At 39.9% G+C, this 22,617-nt stretch carries 21 protein-coding genes; 16 read left to right on the forward strand and 5 right to left on the reverse strand.

All coding sequences use genetic code 11. The annotated features are described in order from the left end of the window. Positions 1-62: 62 nt before the first annotated feature. Positions 63-446 (reverse strand): hypothetical protein, encoded by a 384-nt coding sequence (locus tag J2Y37_RS06060; protein WP_349032219.1) that lies wholly within the window; start codon positions 444-446, stop codon positions 63-65. A 409-nt stretch (positions 447-855) separates the two neighbouring features. Next, complete coding sequence (locus J2Y37_RS06065; RefSeq protein WP_349032220.1) at positions 856-1,626, reverse strand: glutathione S-transferase family protein; 771 nt, start codon at positions 1,624-1,626, stop codon at positions 856-858. Positions 1,627-1,985: 359 nt separating this feature from the next. Here J2Y37_RS06065 and J2Y37_RS06070 point away from each other — a divergent pair, with 359 nt between their 5' ends. The 7 genes from J2Y37_RS06070 to ychF all read left to right on the forward strand — a co-directional run bounded on the left by J2Y37_RS06070 (position 1,986) and on the right by ychF (position 9,614). After that, the gene (locus J2Y37_RS06070) at positions 1,986-3,197 is read left to right on the forward strand and encodes an SfnB family sulfur acquisition oxidoreductase (RefSeq protein ID WP_349032221.1); all 1,212 of its coding nucleotides are present in this window, start codon (positions 1,986-1,988) and stop codon (positions 3,195-3,197) included. 13 nt (positions 3,198-3,210) lie between these two features. Continuing rightward, positions 3,211-4,434, forward strand: coding sequence for an SfnB family sulfur acquisition oxidoreductase (locus tag J2Y37_RS06075; RefSeq protein WP_349032222.1), 1,224 nt, complete (start codon positions 3,211-3,213; stop codon positions 4,432-4,434). After that, complete coding sequence (locus J2Y37_RS06080; protein WP_349032223.1) at positions 4,434-5,846, forward strand: LLM class flavin-dependent oxidoreductase; 1,413 nt, start codon at positions 4,434-4,436, stop codon at positions 5,844-5,846. The genes J2Y37_RS06075 and J2Y37_RS06080 overlap by 1 nt, the downstream gene beginning before the upstream one ends. 24 nt (positions 5,847-5,870) lie before the next feature. Then, positions 5,871-6,701 carry a MetQ/NlpA family ABC transporter substrate-binding protein gene (locus J2Y37_RS06085; protein ID WP_349032224.1) on the forward strand — a complete coding sequence of 277 codons (831 nt, stop codon included), beginning with the start codon at positions 5,871-5,873 and terminating at the stop codon, positions 6,699-6,701. Positions 6,702-6,709: 8 nt separating this feature from the next. After that, complete coding sequence (locus J2Y37_RS06090; RefSeq protein WP_349032225.1) at positions 6,710-7,783, forward strand: ATP-binding cassette domain-containing protein; 1,074 nt, start codon at positions 6,710-6,712, stop codon at positions 7,781-7,783. Beyond that, the gene (locus J2Y37_RS06095) at positions 7,764-8,423 is read left to right on the forward strand and encodes a methionine ABC transporter permease (RefSeq protein ID WP_005197256.1); all 660 of its coding nucleotides are present in this window, start codon (positions 7,764-7,766) and stop codon (positions 8,421-8,423) included. Before J2Y37_RS06090 ends, J2Y37_RS06095 begins: the two co-directional genes overlap by 20 nt. A gap of 99 nt (positions 8,424-8,522) precedes the next feature. Beyond that, positions 8,523-9,614: a redox-regulated ATPase YchF gene (gene ychF / locus J2Y37_RS06100; RefSeq protein ID WP_349032226.1), complete on the forward strand. Its 1,092-nt coding sequence runs from the start codon at positions 8,523-8,525 to the stop codon at positions 9,612-9,614. A 64-nt stretch (positions 9,615-9,678) separates the two neighbouring features. Here the strand turns inward: ychF and J2Y37_RS06105 are convergent, their stop codons facing one another. Then, positions 9,679-10,212, reverse strand: coding sequence for an Mpo1-like protein (locus tag J2Y37_RS06105; protein WP_349032227.1), 534 nt, complete (start codon positions 10,210-10,212; stop codon positions 9,679-9,681). A 105-nt stretch (positions 10,213-10,317) separates the two neighbouring features. Between J2Y37_RS06105 and J2Y37_RS06110 the strand changes: the two genes are divergently transcribed. Continuing rightward, entirely contained in the window at positions 10,318-11,022 is a 705-nt protein-coding gene (locus J2Y37_RS06110; RefSeq protein WP_349032228.1) for a Crp/Fnr family transcriptional regulator, read from the forward strand. Between the two features lie 97 nt (positions 11,023-11,119). Here the strand turns inward: J2Y37_RS06110 and J2Y37_RS06115 are convergent, their stop codons facing one another. After that, complete coding sequence (locus J2Y37_RS06115) at positions 11,120-12,250, reverse strand: CNNM domain-containing protein (RefSeq protein ID WP_349032229.1); 1,131 nt, start codon at positions 12,248-12,250, stop codon at positions 11,120-11,122. 364 nt (positions 12,251-12,614) lie between these two features. Then, positions 12,615-13,079 carry a hypothetical protein gene (locus tag J2Y37_RS06120; RefSeq protein ID WP_349032230.1) on the reverse strand — a complete coding sequence of 155 codons (465 nt, stop codon included), beginning with the start codon at positions 13,077-13,079 and terminating at the stop codon, positions 12,615-12,617. Positions 13,080-13,377: 298 nt separating this feature from the next. On the opposite strand from J2Y37_RS06120, the gene J2Y37_RS06125 reads away from it, so the two are divergent. The 8 genes from J2Y37_RS06125 to J2Y37_RS06160 all read left to right on the forward strand — a co-directional run bounded on the left by J2Y37_RS06125 (position 13,378) and on the right by J2Y37_RS06160 (position 22,616). Further along, on the forward strand, positions 13,378-13,767 hold the full coding sequence (locus J2Y37_RS06125) for a tautomerase family protein (protein ID WP_349032231.1): 390 nt from the start codon (positions 13,378-13,380) through the stop codon (positions 13,765-13,767). Between the two features lie 130 nt (positions 13,768-13,897). Continuing rightward, a complete protein-coding gene (gene purT / locus J2Y37_RS06130) occupies positions 13,898-15,106 on the forward strand; it encodes a formate-dependent phosphoribosylglycinamide formyltransferase (RefSeq protein ID WP_349032232.1) in 1,209 nt (402 codons plus the stop codon). A gap of 72 nt (positions 15,107-15,178) precedes the next feature. Continuing rightward, positions 15,179-17,845, forward strand: coding sequence for a [protein-PII] uridylyltransferase (glnD, locus tag J2Y37_RS06135; RefSeq protein WP_004671481.1), 2,667 nt, complete (start codon positions 15,179-15,181; stop codon positions 17,843-17,845). Between the two features lie 62 nt (positions 17,846-17,907). Continuing rightward, positions 17,908-19,077, forward strand: coding sequence for a succinyldiaminopimelate transaminase (dapC, locus tag J2Y37_RS06140; protein WP_349032233.1), 1,170 nt, complete (start codon positions 17,908-17,910; stop codon positions 19,075-19,077). 211 nt (positions 19,078-19,288) lie between these two features. Beyond that, the gene (locus tag J2Y37_RS06145; RefSeq protein WP_349032234.1) at positions 19,289-19,612 is read left to right on the forward strand and encodes a hypothetical protein; all 324 of its coding nucleotides are present in this window, start codon (positions 19,289-19,291) and stop codon (positions 19,610-19,612) included. A gap of 125 nt (positions 19,613-19,737) precedes the next feature. Further along, the gene (locus tag J2Y37_RS06150; protein ID WP_349032235.1) at positions 19,738-20,346 is read left to right on the forward strand and encodes a DUF3011 domain-containing protein; all 609 of its coding nucleotides are present in this window, start codon (positions 19,738-19,740) and stop codon (positions 20,344-20,346) included. Between the two features lie 43 nt (positions 20,347-20,389). Further along, complete coding sequence (locus J2Y37_RS06155; RefSeq protein WP_349032236.1) at positions 20,390-21,193, forward strand: hypothetical protein; 804 nt, start codon at positions 20,390-20,392, stop codon at positions 21,191-21,193. Between the two features lie 235 nt (positions 21,194-21,428). Further along, on the forward strand, positions 21,429-22,616 hold the full coding sequence (locus tag J2Y37_RS06160; RefSeq protein WP_349032237.1) for an efflux RND transporter periplasmic adaptor subunit: 1,188 nt from the start codon (positions 21,429-21,431) through the stop codon (positions 22,614-22,616). The last annotated feature ends 1 nt before the right edge of the window (position 22,617 follow it).

Genomic DNA, 22,617 nt, shown 5'->3' on the forward strand with positions numbered 1-22,617 from the left:
CTTATCTTATTTTTAAATCTTATTTAAACCCAATATATTAACTAACATATAAGCTCAAGCAACTAACTTTTCCAAACAAACTTTGAAAAACTATGTTCGGCTTTTAAGCTATTTTCAACAGCTTGAGCCAACTGACGAATAATACTTTGAGTTTCAATCTTTTCAAACCAAGCTTGTTCTTGTTGTGGATTTGCAGAGATCTCGCACAGAATATGACCGTCTGTATCTTGCTGAGAACATAAAATAGAGAGTGGTAATTGATGATTATCAATGCAAACTTCAATTTTTTCATGCTCATGACGCATATGTTGTGCATCGAAGCCATATTGTTCTAATTGTTTATATAGTAGTGCAGCCACGTATTCTTGCGTGATATAGCATTCATTGGGTGGATGATCAATTACCCCATGTTTAGGGCAATCTGCTATAAATTGCAGCTTTTTCATGGTATTCCCTCTTTTTTTATGTTTTTAGTTCTGGATCACAGACTAAAACCGACTAGTGCACTAAGGATTATTATATATACAATTGTCTTTAATTGATTAGCTGATTGTCTTAGTTCTCATATTAAATTGATAAATTTCGACCCAATTTGATATGTACATATTCAAACTGTTATTTTTTCATTTATCAGATGCTATTAGACCGAAAGTATCATATTTTCCAACAGGTCATTTTGCTGATGATGCTCCATTGAGATAAATGACATTCATTTTGAAAAAGCTTCTTAGATGAACTGCTTAATGCGGTTATTCAAAATCATATATCAATCGAATTTCAAATAGATGAAACAACAAAAAACCAAGCTTATTTTTCACTCGGTTTCTGCAATATTTACTTATTAAACAATCATTGCTAAAGCCCGCGCCAATCGACTCGCGCATTACGCTCAGTGGCATAAATGCGTTGTACATATTGTCCAAGGGGCAAATCATTTAAGTCATCATGATACTGTTTCAGCTCACCTGTGAGGAGATCAACATCATCATTTTCCAACTCCCACGGCGTACCTTTAATCATCAATAAAGGTGCAAGCATTGAGCACACAGCAATATCAGCCAAACCAAGGCGATCTCCAACCAAATAGCGCCCTTGATTATCAATTAATCGCTGGTTTAAATCAGTGATGAGTTCGGTCATACGAATTTTTGATTGAGCGACTTTTTCAGGGTTTAGCTTATAATTCGTCGAGACTAAACTCTTTAAAATAGGTTTGGAAATCTTTTCAAACTGACGTAGATAGCCCTGCTCACCCATCATAATTTCAAGGGGATGATCCCCCACAGATAATGCCTGAGCCAATGACCAACGGCGTACATGGATACCAAGTTCTCTAGACAGTTCATCAATCTCTAAAGCTTGATCACGTAATTGTTCATCACGTCTTAACAGAGCATGTTCTGGATAAGTGGTATCTAAATACAAAGCAATTTGAGTTGAATCAGCGATCCACTGCTTGTCATCTTTTAACATCGGCAATAAATATTGCCCTGACTTTAGATAGGTAAACGCACGATGAAAACCAGGAATTAAATTATGTGCCACATAATCCAATTCCTTATGATCTAACAACCAGCGAGCTTTTTCACAATAATGAGATAAAGGAAATTGGTATAAAACCCGCATATATACTCCAAATTTATTTTTCTATTCAATCAAACATAAGGTTTTTCATACTTTAGAAGTAAAATCTAATGAATACAATGTCCTTTTCGCTCTATCTTTTTTTATTTTGGCTAAAATTCTTTATCTCTATTTCTGGTCAGATTATTCATTTCTTTCATAGAAAAATACTTTTCTGTACTGACCAACCAAACACTACATCTGATAAACAATTGTTTTAATTAAAAATTTAATATCATTTTTTCTGTTATTTTTCTCACAAAAAAAACTTAATAATTATTGTGATATATAAGCCACATCTGATGATTTAGTAGAAAAGTAAAACTTTTGTAAAGTCCCTCTTATCTATTAGAGGTGCTCACATGTCCAGTAATCCATCAGTGATCCAAGCTCCAGTACAACTGATTTCAAATGATCAGCAGGCCATCAATGCTGCCTATCAAGTTGCTGACTTTGCATTAGAAGAACGAAATAAACGAGATCAAAATCGTATTTTACCAACAAAACAAATCAATCAGTTTAGTCAAAAAGGCTTGGGAGGGATTCGTGTTCCTCAACAATACGGTGGCGCTTTTGTCTCCAATAAAACCATGGCCCATGTGTTTCGTATTTTAAGTAAAGCCGATGCCAACGTAGGTCAGATCCCACAAAACCAATTCGGACTGTTAAATTTTATTAATATCACAGGTTCAGATGCTCAAAAGCAGTTTATCTATGCTGAAATTCTTGCAGGTAAACGTATCGCTAACGGTGGCCCAGAAAAAAACTCTAAAGATAGCAAAGCCATTCAAACCACTTTAACTTTAGAAAATGGTCAATACATTTTAAATGGTGAAAAATTCTATTCTACTGGCACTAGCTTTGCAGACTGGTTAGCAATTCGAGCACTGCATCCAGATGGGCATACAGTATTGGCAATCATTGATCGACATGCTACTGGTGTTGACGTGATTAATGACTGGAATGGCTTTGGTCAACGTACTACAGCCAGTGGAACAGTTAGATTGAGCAATGTTGTTGCAGACCCAGCCTTATTTTTTGATGAGCGCATTATTGCCGACACCCCAAATGTTCGCGGTGCTTATTCTCAACTTTTGCAGGTTGCCATTGATGTTGGCATTGCCGAAGCCGCTTTTGATGACACCTTATCCAGCGTGCGTAAAGCACGTCCGATTATTGATGCAGGCGTAGAAAAAGCCAGTGAAGAACATTACACCTTACAAGAAGTTGGCAAACTCAATATTTTACTCGATGCAGCCATTTTATTACTGGATGATGCCGCTGAATATCTAGATGAGCTTGATCAACTCACGGAAATTTCTGCTGAACAAGCCGCTCGTGCCTCGATTCTGGTGGCGGAAGCAAAAATCTATGCCAATGATGCAGCCCTGCAAATCTCCGAAAAACTATTTGAACTGGGTGGTAGTCGTGCCAGCTTAAGCAAACATCACCTCGATCAGCATTGGCGTAATGCCCGTGTGCACACCCTACATGATCCTGTGCGTTGGAAATTCCATGCCATTGGTGATTATTACCTCAATAGTAATCACCCTGCCCGCCATGCTTGGATTTAAGGAGTAAATCACCGTGACCTCATATCAAGAATTACAAGGTTTCGCCAAAACCAATTTTAAAGCAGCTCATATCATTCAAAGTGATGAAGAAGCATTGGAAATTGCCACAAAGCTGAGCCAGCAGTTTAAACAAGCTGCGGTTGAACGTGATGCCAATCGGAACTTACCTTTTACAGAAATCGAAGCCTATAGCCAATCAGGTTTATGGGCGATTACCGTACCTAAACAGTATGGTGGTGCAGACGTTTCAAGTCTAACCGTTGCAAAAGTCATCGCTTTATTTAGTGGTGCGGATGGTTCAATTGGTCAAATTCCACAAAATCATTTCTATGCATTAGAAGTACTGCGAAATACGGGGACAGAACAACAAAAGAAACGCCTCTATCAAGAAGTATTACAAGGTGCACGTTTTGGTAATGCGCTGGCGGAATTTAAAACACGCACCTCTGCACATAAACAAACCACCTTAATCCCAAGCGAAGACGGTTATCTGATTCAGGGAGAAAAGTTTTATTGCACAGGTAGCCTATTTGCACATCGTATTCCAACCTTAGTGATAGATGAAACGGGTAATGAGTTTCTGGCTTTTGTGCAACGCGACAGTCAAGGCTTAGAACTGATTGATGACTGGTCTGGCTTTGGGCAACGTACCACAGGTAGCGGCACAGTAAAGTTTAATCAGGTTTTGGTTGCCAAAGAGGATGTGATTCCTTTTGACACAGCCTTTAAGCAACTATCTTTAGTGGGTCCATTTGCTCAGATCATGCATGCTGCGATTGAAGTTGGGATTGCGCGTGCAGCGTTTGAAGAAACCCTAGAACGTGTCCGTGTGGCTCGTCCTTGGATTGATGCCAATATTGAATCCGCGACGCAAGACCCATTAACGCTGTCTGAACTCGGTCGCGTGGCAACCGATGTCAAAGCCAGCGAATTACTCCTCAAACAAGCTGCTCAATCTGTTAATGCTGCCAGATATGAACTCAATCCAGAAAGCTTAGCCAAAGCTTCAATCGATGTCGCCAAAGTCCGTGCGCATAGCACTGAAACAGCATTAAAGGCCTCATCGAAACTGATTGAATTGGCTGGCAGTCGTGGCAGTCAACGTGCAGATGGTCTCGACCGTCATTGGCGTAATGCACGTGTACATACCTTGCATGATGCTGCGCGCTGGAAATATTACTTTATTGGCAATTATGTCCTGAACGGTATCTTACCACCACGCCGAGGGACGCTGTGATGAGTCAAAGTATCCCGAAGAAAATTTTACTGAATGCCTTTGATATGAACTCTGTAGGTCATATCAATCATGGTTTGTGGACGCATCCGCGTGATCAATCACATCGTTTTAATGAACTGAGTTATTGGACTGAACTCGCACAAACTTTAGAACAAGGTTTGTTTGATGGTTTATTCCTCGCGGATGTTACTGGGGTATATGATGTCTATCAAAATGGGATTGAGCTGACTCTTAAGGAGTCGATTCAATTACCAAGCCACGATCCCTCTACTCTAATTTCGGCAATGGCCTTGGTCACGCAAAATTTAAGTTTTGGTGTAACCGTCAATCTAAGCTATGAACAGCCTTATCAATTTGCACGGCGTTTTGCCAGTTTAGATCATTTAACCCAAGGTCGATTAGGCTGGAATATTGTCACAGGCTATTTAGACAGTGCTGAACGTTTGATCGGTCAAAAAGGCTTAAAAGATCATGATGCCCGTTATGATCAAGCCGAAGAGTTTTTACAGCTTTGCTATAAATATTGGGAAGGCTCTTGGGAAAATGATGCTTTAAAGAAAGATAAGCAAAAGCGTGTTTTTACTGATCCAAATAAAGTTCACTCGATCAATCATCAAGGGCAATACTACCAAAGCCAAGGTGTGTTTCAGGTTGCGCCTTCAGTCCAACGTACTCCCACACTCTTCCAAGCTGGTGCTTCACCGAAAGGACTACAGTTTGCTTCGCGTCATGCGGAATGTATTTTTATTGGTGGCGATCAACCCGAAAAGATTCGTCAACAAGTCAATAAAATACGACTACAAGCGAAGCAACAAGGTCGTGATGAAGATGCAATTAAAATCTTTGTCGGCATTACTGTTGTGGTTGCTGAAACACATGATCTTGCACAGCAAAAACTGGCTGAATATCGCCAATATGCCAGCCCTGAAGCAGGATTAGCGCATTATGCCAGTTCCGTCGGCATCGACCTTGCTAAGTTTGAAGATGATGAAGCAATCCCTTATCAAAAGAGCAATAGCATTGCTTCCGTTAATGAGAAGTTTAAAGAACAACGTATCAGCAAAAATGATCTAAAAGCGCAGCATGTTCTGGGTGGACGTTATCCCCTCATTGTCGGCAGTGCTGCTGAAGTTGCGGAATATCTGATTGAGCTGCTCGATCAAACAGGCATTGATGGTTTTAACCTGACCCGTACTGTTGCACCTGAATCACACCATGATTTTATTCGCCTAGTAATCCCTGAGTTACAGCAGCGTGGACGTTATAAAACTGAATATGCCACAGGTTCATTGCGCAATAAGCTTTTTGCTCAAGGTGATCATTTAGCAGCAAGCCATCCTGCCGATCAGTTTCGATGTAGCAAATATCAAAATAGCAACGAATTGAGAATAATTGAAAACCTAAGTGCTTAACTAAACAAAGAATTGGAGAAATATATGGCTCAAACAGCCTCTAAAAAATGGCTTGGTATCGGTCTTGTCGCAGTTGTCGTGATTGTTGCCTTATTGATTTGGAATAAACAAAGACAGAATCATAGCAGCGAACTGGTGATTGGGATTAGCCCTTCTTTTGCACATCCACTACAAGCCGCTGCGGATGAAGCAAAACAACAAGGTTTGAATGTAAAACTGGTGGAGTTTTCGGATTGGAATACTCCCAATATCACCTTAAATCACGGTGATATTGATGCGAACTTTTTCCAGCATCAACCATTTTTGGATAACGCGATTAAAGAAACAGGCTTTAAATTAAAATCTTTTGCAGTGGGTGCGGCATCACATGTCGGACTATATTCAAAAAAATATAAAAGTTTTGATGAACTTCCAAATGGAGCAACTGTTGCCATTCCCAATGATCCAGTCAATCAAGGGCGTGCCTTACTTCTTTTACAACAGGCGAAGCTGATTGAACTGAAAGACAGTAACAATCACCTTTCCTCACTAAAAGACATTACAGCAAATCCGAAGAACCTGAAATTTACTGAAGTTGAAGGCCCTCAGACTGCGCGTGCCATTGATGATGTTGATCTCGCTTTTGGCTATCCACATTACTTACGCTTAGCCAAAACAGCTGATCCTGAAAGTGCCTTATTGTTTGATGACAACACCAACAAACGTTATGCCATTTTATTTGTGGTGCGTGATGACTATCAGGACAAAGACAACAAGCTACAGAAATTTGTCGAGATTTATCAAAACTCGCCGAAGGTTAAAGCCGCATTAGACAGCGATTTCGGCCCAACGCTCTGGTTCCCTGGTTGGAAATAAGGAGAACAATGATGGTGAGTTTTGGTTCACAGGTCGATTTTTCAGTTCCCCATCTGAAAATACGCGGTTTAAATAAATTTTATGAGGTACAAGGCCAACGCCTACATGCCTTAAAAGACATTAACCTCGACATACCTAAAGCGCAGATTGTCGGCATTATCGGTAAAAGTGGTGCGGGTAAATCATCACTGATCCGTACCTTGAATGGGCTGGAAGCGATTGATACTGGCAGTATTTTGATTCATCAACAAAATATCGCTGAACTGAGTCATGCCGAACTGATCAAAACTCGGCAGAAAATCGGCATGATTTTTCAGCATTTCAATCTGATGTCCGCCAAAACCGTGTGGGAAAATGTGGCTTTACCGCTACGTATCGCAGGTTATGACAAGGCTGAGGTTGAGCAACGGGTCAATGATGTACTGACGCTGGTTGGCTTAGAAGCAAAGCGGAATGACTATCCTGCTCAACTTTCTGGTGGGCAGAAACAACGTGTGGGTATCGCACGGGCCTTGGTTTCTCAGCCTGAAATCCTGCTCTGTGATGAAGCTACCTCAGCACTGGACCCTGAAAGTACCGCCAATATTCTGTCCTTATTAAAACAGATCAATCAGGACCTAGGTTTAACCATTGTCTTGATCACCCATGAAATGCAAGTCATCCAAGAGATTTGCGATCAAGTCGTCGTGATTGATCAAGGTGAAATTGTTGAATCGGGTCAAGTCTGGTCGGTATTTTCCAATCCACAACAACAGATTACGAAGGAATTACTCAAGCTAGAACAGCTCAATTTACCTTTTGAATTGAGCCAAACTTTTGATCAGCACACGACGCATCAAATTTTAAAACTGAAATATGTCAGTGAATCTAAATCGGTTCCTGATTTATATGAGTTACTCAACTTCATTAAGCATCCTGTTCAGATCTATCACAGTCAAATCAATACCATTCAGCAACATACGATAGGTTCACTGATCGTTGGTATTCACAATCTAGAATTTGACTTAAATAACCAACCATTAGAAAAACATCATGCAATTACGCAACTTGAGGTGATCGGCTATGCACAATCAACTCATTGACCTGTTACTAACTGGCACGACCGACACCTTAGTCATGGTTGGTGTTTCCGCCATTTTTGCTTTTCTGATTGGTCTGCCAATTGCCTTAATTTTGGTGAGTACTGCTGATTTTGGGATTTATCCTTCCAAGAAAATTAATCAGCCTCTAGGATGGGTGATCAACATTACTCGTTCTGTACCTTTTCTGATTTTAATGGTGGCTTTGATTCCGTTTACCCGGTGGATCGTCGGAACCAGTTATGGTGTGTTAGCTGCAATTGTGCCTTTGACCATCGCCGCGATTCCCTTCTTCGCCCGTATTGCTGAAGTCAGTCTTCGTGAAGTTGATCAAGGCTTAATTGAGGCAGCACAAGCCATGGGTTGTAATCGTAAACAAATTCTGTGGCATGTATTACTTCCTGAAGCCCTGCCAGGCATTGTTGCAGGCTTTACCGTGACCATCGTCACCATGATCAGCTCCTCTGCGATTGCGGGTGCCATTGGTGCTGGCGGTCTCGGTGATATCGCCTATCGCTATGGTTATCAACGTTTTGATATGCAAGTGATGTTGGCGGTGATTGTAGTGCTAATCGTTTTAGTCATGTTGGTTCAAAGTACAGGCGATAATATTGCCAAACAGCTAGATAAACGCAAAGTTTAACCGCGAATTGATAATCCACTTAAGCCATGACCTGACTTTGTCATGGCTTTCATGTAAAATCAGCAACAATTTTTAAATAACACATTTGTGAGTGGTTTCATGGGTTTTAATTGCGGTATTGTTGGTCTGCCAAACGTAGGTAAATCTACATTATTTAATGCGTTAACAAAGGCGGCTATTGCTGCTGAAAACTTTCCGTTCTGTACCATTGAACCCAATACAGGGATCGTTCCTGTACCAGATCCGCGTTTAGACAAACTTTCTGCAATTGTAAAGCCACAACGTATTATTCCAACCACAATGGAGTTCGTTGATATTGCGGGTCTGGTTGCTGGTGCATCTAAAGGTGAAGGTTTAGGAAACCAATTCCTTGCCAACATCCGTGAAACCGATGCGATTGCACATGTGGTACGTTGTTTTGAAGATGAGAATGTCATCCATGTAAATGGAAAAATTGATCCTTTAGACGATATCGCAACCATCAATACAGAACTTGCACTCGCTGACCTTGATACGGTTGCAAAAGCATTATTACGTTTAACAAAGTCAGCAAAAGGCGGCGACAAAGAAGCGCTTGCAACCAAAGCTGTTTTAGAAAAAATCCAGCCTATTCTTGATGAAGGCAAACCAGCGCGTGCTGCTGATCTTTCTGATGATGATCGCAAATTAGTCCGTGGTTTTGGTTTAATGACCCTTAAACCAACCATGTATATTGCAAACGTAGCAGAAGATGGTTTTGAAAATAATCCGCATCTTGAAGCAGTACAAAAACTTGCCGCTGAAGAAAATGCGATTGTTGTACCACTTTGCAACCAAATCGAAGCTGAGATTTCATTACTAGAAGATGAAGATCGTGCGGAGTTTTTAGAAGCAATGGGCATGGAAGAACCAGGTTTGAACGTGGTGATTCGTGCAGGTTATAAATTACTTGGTTTACAAACTTACTTCACTGCGGGCGTACAAGAAGTTCGTGCATGGACCGTAAAAGTTGGCGCAACTGCACCACAAGCGGCTGGTGTGATTCACACCGACTTTGAAAAAGGCTTTATCCGTGCTGAATGTGTTGCTTATGATGATTTCATTCAATATAACGGTGAAAGTGGTGCGAAAGAAGCAGGTAAATGGCGCTTAGAAGGTAAAACATACGTCGTTCAAGATGGTGACGTACTTCACTTCCGCTTTAACGTCTAAATCAGTTTTTGATTTTCCAAACCGCTAATAATGACCTTATTAGCGGTTTTTTTGAATCTGTATTTTAAGAAACAAGCTGCTGCTTCATATCCATCGCTGCACGTTTCATTTGTGCTTCTTTTAAAATACGTTGGTGTAAAGATTTACGGAAACCGAGTAGAAAAACAAACTCAGCCAAAACGAATAATGGACCAATCGCTAAACCAATCAGATCATCGACAAATGCAGGCTTTTTCTTTTCAAAATAATGCCCAACAAATTGAAATAGCCAGCCTACGATAAAAATACCAACACTTGCCCCTAACCAACTCCAGGTTGCCAAAGCTGCGATTTTCACGGCCAATGGGTAAACCAATACATATAAGATCAGCATTAAAAAGCCAAACAACTTATCCAGTGATATATAGTAAATGCTACTTAGCACAATCAGTAACATTGCCAAAGTCACCGAAAAGCCTGATATTTCTACGCCAGCGCGTGCGGTTAAACATAAAATAGAAAAAACAATTAAAGGTATCCCTATAAAATGGGTCACAATATTATTACGATCTAAATGATAAGCAGCATATTGACTAAGTAGACGTTCCAAATTTGTCATTATTCATTCCTCATTTCATTGGTTTATACTGCCACTCTATAAGAAATCTAATTGTGAAGTTGTCATGTAGCTGACAAATGGATTTATTTTTGCAAAGGAAATTTTGTGTTAGAAGCAACTTATATCAAACATTTACAACAAAACTCGTGGTTTAATCAACTTACAGAAGCTTTCCAGCAATTTATTATTCAACATAGCCGAAAATATACGGTAGAAAAAAACGCTGCTGTGTTTAACGCTCAAGATCCTTTTGATGGTGTATATGCTGTACTCGAAGGTTCAATCAGCTTGGGTTATATAGACGTAAACGGTAATGAGGCGATTGCTGCCATTGCTGAACCGATTATGTGGTTTGGTGAAATTTCATTAATCGATAAGCAAGTGCGTTCGCATGATGCGATAGCTCTCAGAAAAAGTGTAATTCTACAAATACCTGCTCAGCCATTAAATGATATCTTGGCGCAGTATCCTTATTATTGGTATTACTTTGCACTGCTCACCAGCCAAAAATTACGCTACGTCTTTTTAGAACAAATCGCTATTCAAACACAAAGTCTTACGCAACGCTTAGCACAACGTTTACTGTTTATTTTGGAAGGTTATGGCAATCGTGCGTCTATTAACGATCTCAATATTCAAATATCTCAGGATCAACTTGCCAATATGCTGACAGTATCAAGACAAACCATAAATCAAGTACTCAACCTATTTGAAAAGCAAGGCGTCATTCAACTTGGCTTTAAAAAGATTGAAGTGATTGATCTCGAAAAATTGATCGCATTGGCAAAAGTAGGTGATCTAAAAGAATAGAATTACTCGAGCGAATAAAGTCTAAAAATAAAAAGTTTAAGCGACTCCGCTCCAAATATGCCACTGTCGACATCGTTCACCGACAATGGCATCGTTGTTATTGTGAAGGTGGGTCTAAATGAATACCCATTTTCCCAACACGTTTCTCCCAAAGTTGTCTTGCCAACTTCTGCATATCCTCGACCTTGTCACCCTCATCAAGAATCTCAATGCCAAGCAATGTTTCAACAACATCTTCCAATGTGACGACCCCTTTGGTATCCCCATACTCACCAACCACAAGTGCAATATGTTGACGTTGTTCCAGTAAGATTTCCATTAATCGAGATAAAGGTGTTTTTGCCATGACCGTTATAATTTCCCTGCGGAACTCATTAATCGAATGCCCACCTTGCCCGTGGTTTTTAGCAACCAACAAATCTTCTCGTAGTACAAACCCAACCACACTATCCAAATCATTATCATAAATTGGTATACGTGAAAAATTAGAACTTTTAGGTGCGGATAAAACCTCATCAACTGTCATATCTTTTTGTAGTGCAGAGACAACGATTCGTGGTGTCATCACCGTACTGGCATCAAAAGACTTAAAAAGAAAGAGGTTACGGATAATTTTAGATTCTCGATCATTCAGCATCCCCTCTTCTTTACCAATACCTGCCATCGCAACAAATTCATCACGGCTAAATTGCTGAACTTTTTTGCCACCTGAAATTAACTTGGTCAGTTTTTCTGAAATGAGAATTAATGGATACATGATTTTGATTAGGAAATTGACATAAATCACTGTCAAACCAGCAAGTTGACGCCAATACACGGCACCTAATGTTTTTGGAATGATCTCTGAAGCAAATAAAATCAATAAGGTCATAACCGCGGAAAAAACGCCAAACCAGACTTGACCAAATACGGTGACTGCTTTTGCACCAGCACCAATCGCCCCTACTGTATGCGCTATTGTATTTACTGTCAGAATCGCAGCGAGCGACTGATCGATATTATCTTCTTTTAATCGTCTTAATTGTTCGGCTTTTTTAGGATCGGTTTCGTTTAGACCTGCGACATAACTGGGTGTAATACTGAGTAAAGTTGCTTCTGCAATCGAACATAGAAAGGAAAAGAATAATGCTAAAAAAACATATAGTAAAAGAAGCAATGCATCCCCACTAAGGGCGGAAGCGAAAGAGAATTGACCAATATTTTCAGAAATTAAACTGGGAGTATCCATATGAGAACTTGGCTTTTAGCCACAGGTTCCTTACGTAATTGAGGAAATTCATCCTACTTATTCGCCACAAATGAGTCAATCGTTTCAGCGTTTTTTAAAAATTATTCTTTTACAATTTATGATTTTATTCAACCTCTCAGCATCAGCAAGCCAATTGAACTTTCTGGCATGCATTGCATAATTGTCTAAAATAACGCAAATAAGGTATAAAACATAGGCTATGGTTATCCGCTATTTTATTTCAGCTTTATCCATAATAAAGGCAGAACAAGATTTTGTTCTGCCGATGAATCAATCAACAATATATATAAGCTATAAATCTGAAAATTGAGGAATGTAAGGGATTGCTAATTGAATGCTTAGCTTATTTAGGAGATGTATTCCCCAAAGCAGGATTATCAATCGCATCTTTGCATTGAGTTTTATCACGCTCATAGCTTACTTGCTTTTGCGTAGCGGCATTTGCATTATCTCTCACATCTCTTGCCCAGCTATCTAAACTGGTTAGGGCTTTACGACAGAGCGCATACTTCCCTTCGGTGACTGAATCCGTCATTTTGACATTGATCCGCCAATCTGTACTCAGTTGACGTATCGGCTTTCTCACTTTTTCTTCGATATCATTCACTTGTTTATTGTAAACAATTGGATCAATTTCATTGATCAGTTGCCATGCAGCATTTGCATAACTGGTTGCATCATTAGTCAATTTCGGCGCAGGTTTAATCTCAACTCGTTTTTCGGTTTCGTTGTTTGAACTACCGCATGCAGCCAATAAAAAAGTGCTGCACAACATTATTGTCGCCACACGAGTTTTGCTATTAGACATATCAGATCGCCGATGAAACATTTGGGCTTTATGCTAGTCAATTTAAACAGAATTCTCAATCATTGTTACTTATTTACCAAGCGAATGAATCCCAGACTCAACTCACTGGTTTTATGCTACTGTTTTTAATTCTTTTTCGACTTTATTCATTTTGAATAGACTTCTTTGATAAATCCCCTTGCGGAACTTCAATCGTTCTTCACTCTCTCAATGGGAAAAGTCTAAAGAGGCTAAATAATGATGAAAAAAGTCTAATCATCAACAATACGTATGAACACAATCACGGAGCAAATGATAAATGTCCCAAATAAAAATTTATGCGCTGAATAAAACGATCATTCAATTTAGAGATCAACTTTCAGATGCCATCCATCAAGCTTTGGTGACAAGTTTGAGCTATCCAGTAGAAAAGAAATTTCAACGCTTTATTGCTTTAGAGCAAGCCAATTTCATCTACCCTAATGATCGTAGCGACAACTATACGATTATTGAAATTTCAATGTTTGAAGGTCGTACAACTGAGGCAAAAAAGCACTTGATCCAAACAATATTTGATAATATTCAACAACAATGTGGTATTTCAACCCAAGATATTGAAATCACAATTTTTGAAACACCAAAATCCAATTGGGGCATCCGTGGACAAAATGCGGATGAATTACAGCTAAATTATCAAGTGAATGTCTAAACAGATCACTATCATTTTAAGCACTATATTTTGTCTAACAAAAACCATGTTTTTTGTATCAATTAGAGCTTAATTTAACCGTAAGTTCTGCTATGCTTAAACACAAATTACTCAGGATAGGATTATTCGCATGAGCGTCACGCTAGGAACTCCACTTCAATCTTCGGCATTTAAAGTTTTAATGTTAGGTTCTGGAGAACTAGGTAAAGAAGTCGTCATTTCTTTACAACGCTTAGGGGTCGAAGTTCATGCCGCAGATCGTTATGATCATGCACCCGCCATGCAAGTTGCACATTTCGCTTATACCTTGAATATGGCTGATCCAACTGCATTAAAAAAATTAATTGCCAAAGTTAAGCCAAATCTGATTATTCCTGAAATTGAAGCGATTGCGACTGAAGTTTTAATTGAAATTGAACAAAACCAAACCGCAACAGTGATTCCTTCCGCCAAAGCAGTTAACTTGACCATGAATCGTGAAGGTATTCGTCGCTTGGCTGCTGAAGAACTCGGTTTACCAACCTCAGCTTATCGCTTTGCAAATACACTAGAAAGCTTCCGTGCTGCTTGTGACGATATTGGTTATCCAAATTTTGTAAAGCCAGTGATGTCTTCATCTGGTAAAGGTCAGTCTCGCGTAAAAAGCTTTGATGAAGTCGATGCCGCTTGGGAATATGCCATGCAAGGTGGACGTGTCAATCAAGGCACGGTCATCGTTGAATCACAAATTGATTTTGATTTTGAAATCACCTTGTTGACAGTTCGTGCTAAAAACCCAGAAACAGGTGAAATCGAAACTCACTTCTGCGACCCAATTGGGCATCGCCAAGATGCGGGTGATTATGTGGAAAGCTGGCAGCCTCAAGCGATGACTGCTGCGGCATTGCAAGAGTCAAAACGAATAGCCAATAAAGTAACAACCGCTTTAGGTGGCTGTGGTATTTTTGGGGTAGAGTTATTTATTAAAGGCGATAACGTGTGGTTCAGTGAAGTCTCACCTCGCCCACATGACACTGGACTCGTCACTTTAGCATCACAATTTCAAAACGAATTTGAGCTGCATGCACGTGCAATTTTAGGCTTACCTGTCAACACGGCTCGTCATAGCATTGCTGCAAGTGCAGTGATTTATGCAGGTGTAGATTCAAACAATCTAAGTTTTACTGGCTTAAATCTTGCTTTAGCTAATCCAGATACTGACTTACGCTTATTTGCTAAACCAGAGGGTTTTAAACGCCGCCGTATGGGTGTTGTCACCGCTCGTGCAGAAAGTACAGATTTGGCGCGTGAGCTCGCACAACAAGCAGCTGACCAAGTGAGCGTAAAAACAAACGTTTAAACTTTCCTTGCATTGCAACAATCACAACTCGCCCTCTTGTATAAAGAGGGACTTTGATAGAAGACCATTTTCATGATCAATACTTCTCCATTGTTGAACTACGTCACCAGTCATCATGATATTCAAGCCATTAATCAATGGCGAAAAGATGTAGAAAAACAATTACAAGAGAGTTATGAAAATGGTCAATCTATTCGTGACGTTATTAAAGCCCGCTCCAACTCGATTGATGAGGCACTGATATTTCTATGGAATCATGCCGGTCTTGATCAAACTGAATTAGGTTTATTTGCTGTCGGTGGTTATGGCCGTCGTGAAATGCTGCCTTATTCAGACACTGACATTATGATCTTGTCAGACGATGAGTTCAGTGAAGAACAAGAAAAGCTGATTTCTACATTTATTTCATCGCTTTGGGATGTCGGTAATTTCAAACCGGGCATCAGCGTTCGTACGATTCAGAACTGTGTAGAACAAGCAACCAATGATTTAACCGTAGCAACTACGCTGATCGAAGCCCGTTTGATTACTGGAAATGAGCAACTGGCAAAATGGCCACGTCGTATTGTTGCACAAACATGGACGGATCAAACCTTCTATGACGCCAAAATGGCAGAGCAAGCCAAACGCTATGCTCAACATAACAATACTGAGAGTAATTTAGAGCCCGATATCAAAAATGCGCCGGGTGGTATCCGTGATATCAATCAAATTGGGTGGATTGCAAAACGCCACTTTCGTGTCAACCGTATCTACGACCTCGTTCATTTAGGTTTTATTACTGAGTTTGAGTTGGGTGTATTAGAAGAAGCTGAAAGCTTTTTATGGGAAATTCGCAACCATCTACACCGTTTAGCAAAGCGTGATGAAAACCGTTTATTGTTTGATCACCAACGTGAAATTGCTGCAAAATTTGGCTATGTTCGTGAAGAAGGTCAGTCTGTAAATTTTGGCGTTGAACAGTTTATGAAGCGTTATTATCGTACCGCGCAACAGGTTTCCACGCTAAGTGAAATGCTACTGGCTTATTTCAACGAATCCGTCATTACCCCTCGCCTGACTGAATATGACCGTCAAATTATAGAAATCAATGAACGTTTTAAAATCGTAGATGGCAAACTTGCAGTTCAACATCATAAAGTTTTTTCCGAAACACCAAGCGCGATTTTAGAGCTATTCTATTTATTGGCAAATCGCCCAGAAATCACAGGCATTCGTGCCCGCACGTTAAGACTACTCGTACTTGCAGCGAAACGAATCGATCAGCGTTTTAGAGATGATCCCGAACACCAAGCGCTCTTTATGTCGATTATTCGTTCACCCAATCGACTGTACGAAACAATGGTCTCGATGAAACGTTACGGCGTTTTAGGCAATTACATCCCCGCTTTTGGGCAAATTACGGGATTGATGCAATACGACCTGTTCCACATCTATACAGTAGATGCACATACGTTATTATTGCTTCGCAATTTAAGCCGTTTTAAAGAGCCAGAATTCGCCAAAGATTTCCCTGTTGTCAGTTCAGTTTTCCAACGAATTTCTAGGCATGATATTGTCTACTTAGCGGCAATTTTTCATGATATTGCCAAAGGTCGTGGTGGTGACCACAGTGAGTTGGGTGCAATTGATGCAATTAAGTTCTGCCGAACACATGGCTTTACTGAGCGTGAATGCAAACTGGTTGCATGGTTAATTAACAACCATCTACTCATGTCTCTCACCGCACAGAAAAAAGATATTTCCGATCCTGACGAAGTAAAGGAATTTGCTGAAAAAGTCGGTGATATGGAGCATTTAGATTATCTCTATACACTGACTGTTGCTGATATTAATGCGACCAATCCAAACTTATGGAACACTTGGCGCGCCTCTCTGATGCGTCAACTTTATACCTATTCGCGTGATGTGGTACGTTCTGGTTTAGGACGCCCAGTTGATTATCAAATGCTGATTGAAGACACCAAATTTGCTGCCAGCGAATTGCTCGTCAATGATTTTTCATTGGCTGAAGTTGAGAAAGTCTGGCAAGAACTTGGCGATGACTATTTTGTCAAAGAATCAGCAAACGAAATTGCATGGCACACTCAGGCAATTTTACAGCACGGTGACAATCCTGAACCTTTGGTGCTTTTACGCGCGCATCGTAATGCGGCTGAAGATGCAGTTCAACTCTTTATTTATACACGAGATAGACCTAATCTATTCGCGACAACTGTTGCGGTGTTGGACCGTATGAATCTCGATGTTCAAGATGCAAAAATTATCACCGCAAGTACAGCCTTTAGTTTAGATACTTATTTGGTTTTGGATCGTTTTGGTACTTTACTCACTGATCCTGAGCGTGAACACAAAGTAAAAACGGCATTGGTTGAAGCACTTAATCATTCAGACCAATACCCAGGCATTATGCAACGCCGTATACCACGTCATTTACGCCATTTTGATATACAAAATACGGTTGATATTGTACTTAACCCAACTTTACAACAACACATGGTCGAGATATCAACACTTGACCAACCGGGTTTACTTGCACGTATCGGCGGGCTATTTATGCTGCAAGGTCTAGACATTCATTCTGCTAAAATTGCAACACTGGGCGAACGTGCCGAAGATATTTTCTTTGTCACCAAGAAAAATGGTGTGTTGCTGACAGATGAAGAAGTGAAAGCGTTTGCGGAAATGCTCAAAGCAGCTTTGGACGAAGCATCAAATCAGATCTGTAATCCAACTTAATTTTTAATTTCCATCAATAATTGGGCGTATTCGATACGCCCCTACATGTGGTAACTGTTTAAATGAACTCAAGCTTGTCATTATTGCATCCCTATCCTTTTGAGAAGTTAACGCAACTTTTTAAAGATGTGCAACCTGCCAATTTACCGTTGATTCCACTCTCAATCGGTGAGCCTAAACACCCTGCTCCTGAGTTTGTTAAACAAGCGATTATTGATAATTTTTCACATTTATCGACTTATCCAAATAGTAAGGGCTTACCTGAACTGCGCCAAAGTATCGCACAGTGGCTGACTCGACGTTTTAAATTGAATCAAATCAGTGCAGACGATCACATCTTGCCAGTTTCAGGCACACGTGAAGGCATCTTCTCTTTTGTTCAAGCATTGATTAAACGTGAAGATGCTCCCTATATCGTGATGCCAAATCCTTTTTATCAAATTTATGAAGGCGCAGCGTTACTATCTGGTGCAACGCCTTATTTTATTAATTGCACAGAAGAAAATGGATATTTGGGTGATTTTGACGCTGTACCTGCCGAAGTGTGGCAAAAAACAGCTTTATTATTTGTCTGTACACCAGGCAACCCAACAGGTGCTGTACTGTCTAAACAACAATTTAAAAAGTTGATTGCACTTTCAGATCAATATGATTTTGTGATTGCGTCTGATGAATGTTATTCAGAACTTTGGTTTGATCAAGCGCCAATTGGTTTGCTAGAAGTTTGTGCGGAAATGGGACGAGATGACTATAAAAACTGTATCGTGTTCCACTCACTCTCGAAACGCTCAAACTTACCGGGCATGCGCTCAGGTTTTGTTGCAGGTGATGCCGCATTACTTAAACCCTATTTGCAATACCGTACTTATCACGGCGCTGCGATGCCAGTACAGAATCAATTGGCTTCAATTGCGGCATGGAATGATGAAGCACATGTTGAGAAAAATCGTCAACAATACCGTGCCAAATTTGATTTATTCCAATCTGAATTGGGTCATTTATTGCCATTAAAAAAACCTGATGCAGGTTTCTACTATTGGTTAAAAGTTGATAATGATGAAACTTTTGCCAAATTGCTGATGGAAAAAGCGCACATCAAAGTTCTACCGGGTCGTTACTTATCTCGTGATACCGAACAAGGCAATCCGGGCGAAGGTCATGTTCGAATGGCGTTGGTTGCCGATTTAGCACAATGTGAAGAAGTGGTTAAACGCTTGAAAGCGATACTTTAAATTAAAAGCCTGTACTTTGTTGTACAGGCGACTTTCAGAAAATTTCGCGCTGCCTTATCGTGAAGAATACAGCTTTCTGTATTCTTCAGATAATCAACACAAAATAAACAAATAAAAACATAAACATTAATTTTTAAAAAATAAAATAATAGAATTAAACATAATTATTAAATTTAATTCGCTAGAAAATAATTCAAAAAGGTGAAGTATTATGAAGTTAAATAATTTATTTTTTATTTTATCGATGGTTACATTATTTTTAACTGCATGTGCCGTTTCAAACGATAAAACCGAATTTCGTGGTGCAGGCCTTACCTATAATGCAGATATTAGCACCGACAAAAATGGCAACTATGTCGCCGCAGTAGAAGCTGCGCCTCTTGCAGGCCGAAAAGGAGGCGCTGAAGCTTATGCACTTCAAAATGCCAATAAACACTGCAACAACCAAAATAAAACAGTGCAAGTAATAAAAAATGAAACTAAATCACATTTACTCGTTAATGGTGTTGCTCGATTAACCTTTAAATGTGTTTAGTTTATTTAAACTTATTCTTAATTAAATACACCCGTTTCATAAATCCCTTTTGTTTCTCCATATAGGCGAAATACAAAGAGGCTAAACAATAAAAAAACCATGGGCTATTTGGAGATCAAAATCAAATGAATCCTAAAATCATATTTTTTACACCAATAACTTTAGCACTCTTATGGCTAGGCACGATTCACTCAGCACAAGCTGAAACCACTGTTCGATGTGAGTCAAAACATTTTCAATATAATGAATGCTACGCTAAATCTTTTTCTAAACCACAACTCATTCATCAAATCTCACAGTCATCCTGTATTTTAAATCGTAGTTGGGGCTTTAATCCAAACTCTGGCTATCTGTGGGTTTCTCAGGGATGTGCAGGTGTCTTTGCAGATCAAAATGGCTATCACCATGGTAAATCAGGGACATATGATCAAGGTGCTCGCACTTATGGTTCTGACGGTAAAGATACTGGCGCTGCTGTTGCAGGTGCAATCTTAGGCGCTGTTATTTTAGGTGCACTCGACTCATCAGAGCATCATAAAAACCACTCTTCACAAAAATCAAACTACGATGGTTGTCATGGTGTTGGTTGTGATGTCACCCCTCCACCCAAGAAACAAAAAAATATAGATACTCGTCCACAATTTGATAAAGATGGCAATCCGAACTTTGATACACATGGAAACTGGATTGGTTGTCATGGCATGGGCTGCGATGTCGACAACCCTGATTATTAACCAATAAACCACCTCTTATAGATAGGTATCGGAATCACCACTCATGACAAAATCAAAAATTTGGTTATCTATTCTCGTTACACCGTTACTGCTATCGTTTTCAGGATGTAATAAACAGCCCACGACAACCAAGGAGTCAGAATCAGCAAAAATTACCACTGAGCAGCAACCTAACTGTAAAGCAAGTACAGTTCAACTAACCCCATCGCTCCGTGAAGAATATGCACGTCAGGTTGCCAACTACATCAACCAAAAAGTAAATGGAAATGATATCCAAATACAAAAAGTAATCGCAGTTGGTCATTGGAGTGCTGCAAATATAGCAACTCAAATCAGTGACCCTGCATGGTTTGTCTTTGAACAAAAAAATGGTGAAATGCAAGTCAAAGATGTTTGGGCAGGTATCGCTGAAGAAAGTGACCATCAAATGTTGATTGATCGGATCACCAAACTGGGCGCATCTGGAGATTTTGCAGCTTGTTTTGCTGATGCTGTCATTCATATCGATACAAACGATGAGTATAAAATCGCTTTCTCTTTCCTACAGGATGCAGTGAAAAACAATGATAAGCTCGTTGTTGCAAATATGGTGAGCTATCCTTTTAAAACCAAATTAAACAATGCTAAAGCGATTCAAAATGCTGAAGCATTTGTTCAAGACTACGATAAAATCCTAACACCACAAATTAAAGACGTAATCCTCAAGCAAAAATATGATGAGGCATTTACCAACCAAGATGGTCTAATGTTTGGTGATGGTGAAGTATGGTTAAGTTCCATTTGTAATGATGAAGCATGTGAAAACAGCGAAGTATTCATTACAGCAATTCAACAGGTTGAAAAATAACATTTCCAAACGCTTCTTTCCTTTAATCAGTTAATGATTAGTAAAAGGAAAAATCATATAACAGACGTCTTTCATACACTCTTTGTGTTTCTTCTGATGGAAGAAACACAAAGAGTGTATGAAGCGATGCTAAGCATAACCCCAACTGTCCCGAATATTCATTTCATTTACGATTGACCATCTGGTGAAATCTTGGTCTATACTTAGCCATCAAACTTTGGTGAACAATGGAAAGATGGCTTCTCAAACTCCCCAGAAAATAAATAAAAAAATTTGGCTCGTTTTGGCAATCATTATTGTACTGGTGATTATCTTGGTCACAATACGGCAAGTTGGGACTGCTAAAAAGCCAACCAATGTAGACAAAAAGAAACCTGAAACAACTGAACAAAAAGCTGCTCTTACGGTTACAGTCGTTCAACCCGAACAGCAAAATTGGAAACAAACCTTTACTGCCAACGGAAACGTTGCCGCATGGCAAGAAGTCGTGATTGGTAGCGAACTATCAGGTCAACGTCTCACGAAAGTAAACGCCAATGTAGGTGATGAAGTTAAGCGCGGACAAGTTCTCGCAGAAATAAATAGCGACACCATTCGCGCTGACTTAGCCGCCGCAAAAGCCAATTATGCAGAAGCTCAAGCAGTACTTAGTGATGCCATCACCAATCACAAACGTATCCAACAACTCAAAAATACTGGGGCTATTTCTGCTCAAGAATCCACACAATACCAAACATCACAGGCCACCGCACAAGCTCGACTTGATGCCGCTAGAGCACAAATTGAAAGCCATCAATTACGTTTAGCACAAACCAAAGTGATTGCACCTGACAGTGGGGTTATCTCTGCACGAAGTGCCACAGTGGGTTCATTAGCACAAACAGGCCAAGAGTTATTTCGTTTGATTCGAGATCACCGCTTAGAATGGCGTGCAGAAGTCACCACAACTGACCTATATAAATTAAAACAAGGCATGATTGCTCGCATCTTTTCACCTGACCCAACTCAACCTGCAATCACAGGAAAAGTTCGAATGATTGCACCTGTGATTGACCCACAGACACGTTATGGTCTGGTCTATGTTGATTTACCAACAACCCAAGCCGTTCGCATGGGAATGTTTGTCAAAGGTGAATTTGATCTAGGCGAAAAATCAGCCCTAACCATTCCGCAAACCGCATTGTTATTACGTGATGGTTTTGCGTATGTATTTATCCTTGACAATGACAATCGTGTAACCCAACAAAAAGTCACTGTGGGACGACGTTTAGGCAATCGTGTGGAAATTATAGGCTTAACAGCGAATGTAAAAGTGGTTTCTTCTGGGACAGGTTTTTTAACGGATGGCGATCTCGTACACGTCGCCAAAGCTATCCCCGACACGCCGCTTAGCAAACAGCTTGTGACCACACAGGAGCATTAAA

The sequence above is a fragment of the Acinetobacter sp. 3657 genome (genome assembly GCF_031456775.1).
Taxonomy (GTDB): Bacteria; Pseudomonadota; Gammaproteobacteria; order Pseudomonadales; family Moraxellaceae; genus Acinetobacter.

Excerpts from the sequence above, each read along its gene's own strand:
- J2Y37_RS06155 (WP_349032236.1), top strand. The coding sequence starts at position 20,390 with ATGACAAAATCAAAAATTTGGTTATCTATTCTCGTTACACCGTTACTG.
- glnD (WP_004671481.1), top strand. The coding sequence starts at position 15,179 with ATGATCAATACTTCTCCATTGTTGAACTACGTCACCAGTCATCATGAT.
- purT (WP_349032232.1), top strand. The coding sequence starts at position 13,898 with ATGAGCGTCACGCTAGGAACTCCACTTCAATCTTCGGCATTTAAAGTT.
- J2Y37_RS06120 (WP_349032230.1), bottom strand. The coding sequence starts at position 13,079 with ATGTCTAATAGCAAAACTCGTGTGGCGACAATAATGTTGTGCAGCACT.
- J2Y37_RS06090 (WP_349032225.1), top strand. The coding sequence starts at position 6,710 with ATGATGGTGAGTTTTGGTTCACAGGTCGATTTTTCAGTTCCCCATCTG.
- J2Y37_RS06145 (WP_349032234.1), top strand. The coding sequence starts at position 19,289 with ATGAAGTTAAATAATTTATTTTTTATTTTATCGATGGTTACATTATTT.
- dapC (WP_349032233.1), top strand. The coding sequence starts at position 17,908 with ATGAACTCAAGCTTGTCATTATTGCATCCCTATCCTTTTGAGAAGTTA.
- J2Y37_RS06150 (WP_349032235.1), top strand. The coding sequence starts at position 19,738 with ATGAATCCTAAAATCATATTTTTTACACCAATAACTTTAGCACTCTTA.
- J2Y37_RS06080 (WP_349032223.1), top strand. The coding sequence starts at position 4,434 with ATGAGTCAAAGTATCCCGAAGAAAATTTTACTGAATGCCTTTGATATG.
- J2Y37_RS06070 (WP_349032221.1), top strand. The coding sequence starts at position 1,986 with ATGTCCAGTAATCCATCAGTGATCCAAGCTCCAGTACAACTGATTTCA.
- ychF (WP_349032226.1), top strand. The coding sequence starts at position 8,523 with ATGGGTTTTAATTGCGGTATTGTTGGTCTGCCAAACGTAGGTAAATCT.
- J2Y37_RS06125 (WP_349032231.1), top strand. The coding sequence starts at position 13,378 with ATGTCCCAAATAAAAATTTATGCGCTGAATAAAACGATCATTCAATTT.
- J2Y37_RS06065 (WP_349032220.1), bottom strand. The coding sequence starts at position 1,626 with ATGCGGGTTTTATACCAATTTCCTTTATCTCATTATTGTGAAAAAGCT.
- J2Y37_RS06095 (WP_005197256.1), top strand. The coding sequence starts at position 7,764 with ATGCACAATCAACTCATTGACCTGTTACTAACTGGCACGACCGACACC.
- J2Y37_RS06105 (WP_349032227.1), bottom strand. The coding sequence starts at position 10,212 with ATGACAAATTTGGAACGTCTACTTAGTCAATATGCTGCTTATCATTTA.
- J2Y37_RS06115 (WP_349032229.1), bottom strand. The coding sequence starts at position 12,250 with ATGGATACTCCCAGTTTAATTTCTGAAAATATTGGTCAATTCTCTTTC.
- J2Y37_RS06160 (WP_349032237.1), top strand. The coding sequence starts at position 21,429 with ATGGCTTCTCAAACTCCCCAGAAAATAAATAAAAAAATTTGGCTCGTT.
- J2Y37_RS06060 (WP_349032219.1), bottom strand. The coding sequence starts at position 446 with ATGAAAAAGCTGCAATTTATAGCAGATTGCCCTAAACATGGGGTAATT.
- J2Y37_RS06085 (WP_349032224.1), top strand. The coding sequence starts at position 5,871 with ATGGCTCAAACAGCCTCTAAAAAATGGCTTGGTATCGGTCTTGTCGCA.